Genomic DNA, 3,693 nt, shown 5'->3' on the forward strand with positions numbered 1-3,693 from the left:
TAATAATAATATTTCTATTTAAACCTCGTAAAGGCATAACATCACAGATTGTAGCTAAAGCAGTTAAGAATAAATTTAATTTTGTTGAAATATCTAAATTTAGATCTTTTTTTAATATATCAATTAAAAAATAAACTAATGCACTAGCACATAAATTGATTTGATCATAATTTACGCTAGTTTTTTTTGGATTAATTAAAACTGTACTTTTTGGGTAAGGTTTAGATATTTCATGATGATCAATTATAATTGTCTTTATTTTTAAATCATTCAAATAACTTATTGCTTTATGTGATTTAGATCCAGAATCTACAATTATAATTAGATCAGTTAATCTATTCTTGAGTTTTTCTACTAAATTTTTAGACAAGCCATAACCATCTAAAGTTCTGTCAGGTATATAAAAATCATATGGATGATTAATATGTTGAAATAACTTTATTAACATTGATGTTGAAACAGAACCATCAACATCATAATCACCTATAATAAGTATTTTTTTTTTATTATTAATAAACTCAAGAATTAAATCTTTTGAACTGATAAAGTCTGGATCATTTATAAAAGGATTAATGATATCAATCGTATTATTTAATGAGTAAACTTCGTCTTTGTTGTAATCTCTATTAATTAATAGTTTTGATATAATTTCACTAAAATTAAAATCTTGTTTTAACTTCTCAACTAACCTCTTATCAACATCAGTTTCTTCCCATGAATTTCCATTAATAGAAATCATTAAATATCATATGTTTTTGATATATTTTTTTTTAAATTTGATTTTTTGTGAGTCACAAGAGTCTCGGATGTAAAAGTATTACCATTTACACTTATACCTTTTACTAAATCTCCTGAGGTTATACCTGTAGCACAAAAAATTGAATCTCCAGAAACAATTTCATTCAATGAATATTTTTTTTCTAAATCATTAATACCCATAGCTTTCGCTCTTTTTTTATCTTCATCATTATCAAAAATAAATCTTCCTTGAAAAAAACAACCAAATGAATCTAGGGCTGATGCTGCCAAAACACCTTCTGGACCACCACCTATTCCCAAAAATAGATCAACATTAAATTCTTCTTTAGTAACAAGTAAAGCACCAGCAACATCACCATCAGTTATTAGCTTAGTTTTAGCTTTTAAATTATGTATTTCATCAATAATTTTTTTGTGTCTTGGTCTATCTAAAATACATACAGTTAAATCTTTAATATTTTTATTTTTATATTGAGCCAAATTATCTAAATTTTTTTTTATATTAAAATCTAAATCAACAATATTTTTTTCTTCAACATAAGCTGCAATCTTATCCATATATGTTTCCGGAGCATGGAAAAGATTACCTTTTTCAGCTATTGATATTACAGATAGTGCACCTGGTAAATTTTTTGCAGCAAAATTTGTACCTTCGACAGGATCAACAGCAATATCAATTTCAGGACCATTTTTTGTGCCTAATATTTCACCAATATAAAGCATCGGCGCTTCATCAAGTTCACCTTCACCAATAACAACTTTACCCTTAATATCGAGTGAGTTTAATTCTGTTCTCATTGTATCAACAGCAGCTTTATCGGCAGCAATTTTATCATTCTTTCCTACTAATAATGATGAAGCGTATGCTGCTTTAGATGAAACTTTAATAATTTGATCAATAAATTTTTTATCTATAGACATTATATTTCTTGAGTTACTTCAGTTGTTTGTATTTTATTTTCAAATTCTCTTAAACGTTTATACACACTTGCTAATTCAATAATAGTTGGCCATGCTTTTAAAATGTATTGCATAGATCCCTCTACTCTACCAAAAGCTCTAATTATTTGTTGCATAACTCCTAGTGTTACTGCACCCGCTACAATCGCTGGGGCTAAAAAAACATATGCTGATAAAACATTAGCTTGTAAATAAGCAATTCTACCAATATTAAAATACAAATATCTTATATAACTTAAAAAATGAATGTTTCTTACATCGTCAAATAACTCATCAATAGATTTTGGTTTTATTGAACCGTCATCCTCAGCAATAACTAAAATTTTTCTATATGCAGCTTCTTTTTTTTGAAGATCATATTCAACACCTACCAATCTTAAAATTAATCCAAGTAAAATTAAAAAAATTGTTCCGCCTACTGACCAAATTAAAGCACCAGTGATTAATCCATAGTCCCAATCACCAAAGAAAAAAATTGGAATTCCAATACTTAATCCAAAAAGTATAGGCATGAATTCAATTAATATCATCAGCGCTTCAATTAAACTTGTGCCTAAAGACTCCATTATTCTTGAAAATTTAATAGTGTCTTCTTGAACTCTTTGTGCAGCTCCTTCAATTTTTCTAGCTTTATCATAAACGCTGTGATACCATTCAACCATAGCTGTTCTCCAACGAAATAAATAATGAGATGTAAAAAAACTTACAAGAACTGCTACTCCAACATACATTGCAGCTAATGTGATGAACGATAATAGACTCGCCCAATATTCATCAATTGTAATTGAATTTGGAGCAGACAAGGCTTTTTGGATCATGTCATAAAATTGGCCAAACCATTCATTTATTTTTACATCAATTTTAACTTGGATCCATAAAGAGGATAAGATTATAAAAGAACCAATCCAAGACCATAAAAACCAATCTCTTTGAGTAAAAAATCTAAACATTTATTATTTCAAAAAATTATCTGCATATGATTTTTTAACAGTTTTTCTTTTTCTAGGTTCTATTATTTCAACATCAATTTTATTTTTTTTAGCATATTCAATTGCTAGTTCTTTAGAGGAAAATTCTAATTTTAATTCAGTAAATGTATCATCAGAACTTTCCCAGCCCATAAGGGGGTTTTCTGTTGGATCATTGGTTTCAAATTCTAATATCCATTTGTTAGTTTTACCTAAACCTGATTGCATTGGATTTTTATTAGGAATGTAAATTTTAGCTCTTTTCATAAGAATGGTCGGAGTGGCAGGATTCGAACCTGCGACCCTCTGGTCCCAAACCAGATGCGCTACCAGGCTGCGCTACACTCCGAGCAAGTAACTAATACAGCACTTATTATAATTTTCAACGAATAAAGATAATCAAAATAAGGACATTTTAAACATTTCTGCTATATAAATCCTATGATTATTACCTGTGAAAATTGTAATAAAAGCTTTGATGTAGATTCTGCACTCATACCTGAAAATGGACGATTGTTACAATGTAGTGCTTGTGATCATAAGTGGTTTTACAAAATCTCAAAGTTTTTAGATTTAAAATTATCAGATAATCAAACAACAGAAGAAATTACGGAAAATTTAACAAATGATAATGAAGAGGTAGAAGTACAAAATAAGAAAAATCAAAAAAATTTTGGTGGTATTTTTTTTAAAATTTTCGGTTATTTTATAGTTATTTTAATAACTGTTATTGCAATAATCATTATATTAGATACATTCAAATCACCTTTAAGTCGTATATTTCCAAATTTAGAGCTATTTTTATTTAATCTAATTGAAACATTGAAAGATATTAAATTTTTTATTAAAGATCTTATTTCTTAAAATATGATAAATTATATATCAAAGCCCTTTAAATGGTTTTTTAAATTAGAAGCAGCAAGTGGTCTTATATTACTTATAGCTGCTATATTAGCTCTAATCAGGCTCTTATACACATCTGACCCTGCCGACGACGCCGTACGTG

General features: G+C 27.9%; 5 protein-coding genes and 1 tRNA gene. 1 reads left to right on the forward strand and 5 read right to left on the reverse strand.

Features of this window, described 5'->3' with window-relative positions:
- From ACTT9D_RS06925 to ACTT9D_RS06945, 5 genes are all read right to left on the reverse strand, one after another.
- A partial coding sequence (locus ACTT9D_RS06925; RefSeq protein WP_440931052.1) for a DHH family phosphoesterase occupies positions 1-739 on the reverse strand: 739 nt, incomplete at its 3' end.
- A complete protein-coding gene (gene glpX, locus ACTT9D_RS06930; RefSeq protein ID WP_440931053.1) occupies positions 739-1,680 on the reverse strand; it encodes a class II fructose-bisphosphatase in 942 nt (313 codons plus the stop codon). The genes ACTT9D_RS06925 and glpX, both read right to left, overlap by 1 nt.
- Positions 1,680-2,669, reverse strand: coding sequence for a putative transporter (locus ACTT9D_RS06935; RefSeq protein ID WP_440931054.1), 990 nt, complete (start codon positions 2,667-2,669; stop codon positions 1,680-1,682). The genes glpX and ACTT9D_RS06935 overlap by 1 nt, the downstream gene beginning before the upstream one ends.
- A gap of 3 nt (positions 2,670-2,672) precedes the next feature.
- Positions 2,673-2,954, reverse strand: coding sequence for an ETC complex I subunit (locus ACTT9D_RS06940; protein ID WP_440931055.1), 282 nt, complete (start codon positions 2,952-2,954; stop codon positions 2,673-2,675).
- Positions 2,955-2,959: 5 nt separating this feature from the next.
- Positions 2,960-3,036, reverse strand: a tRNA-Pro gene (locus tag ACTT9D_RS06945).
- Between the two features lie 92 nt (positions 3,037-3,128).
- Here ACTT9D_RS06945 and ACTT9D_RS06950 point away from each other — a divergent pair.
- Positions 3,129-3,551 carry a zinc-ribbon domain-containing protein gene (locus ACTT9D_RS06950; protein ID WP_440931056.1) on the forward strand — a complete coding sequence of 141 codons (423 nt, stop codon included), beginning with the start codon at positions 3,129-3,131 and terminating at the stop codon, positions 3,549-3,551.
- Positions 3,552-3,693 lie beyond the last annotated feature (142 nt).

Source organism: Candidatus Pelagibacter sp., assembly GCF_052049815.1.
Classification (GTDB): domain Bacteria; phylum Pseudomonadota; class Alphaproteobacteria; order Pelagibacterales; family Pelagibacteraceae; genus Pelagibacter.

Excerpts from the sequence above, each read along its gene's own strand:
- glpX (WP_440931053.1), bottom strand. The coding sequence starts at position 1,680 with ATGTCTATAGATAAAAAATTTATTGATCAAATTATTAAAGTTTCATCT.
- ACTT9D_RS06940 (WP_440931055.1), bottom strand. The coding sequence starts at position 2,954 with ATGAAAAGAGCTAAAATTTACATTCCTAATAAAAATCCAATGCAATCA.
- ACTT9D_RS06950 (WP_440931056.1), top strand. The coding sequence starts at position 3,129 with ATGATTATTACCTGTGAAAATTGTAATAAAAGCTTTGATGTAGATTCT.
- ACTT9D_RS06935 (WP_440931054.1), bottom strand. The coding sequence starts at position 2,669 with ATGTTTAGATTTTTTACTCAAAGAGATTGGTTTTTATGGTCTTGGATT.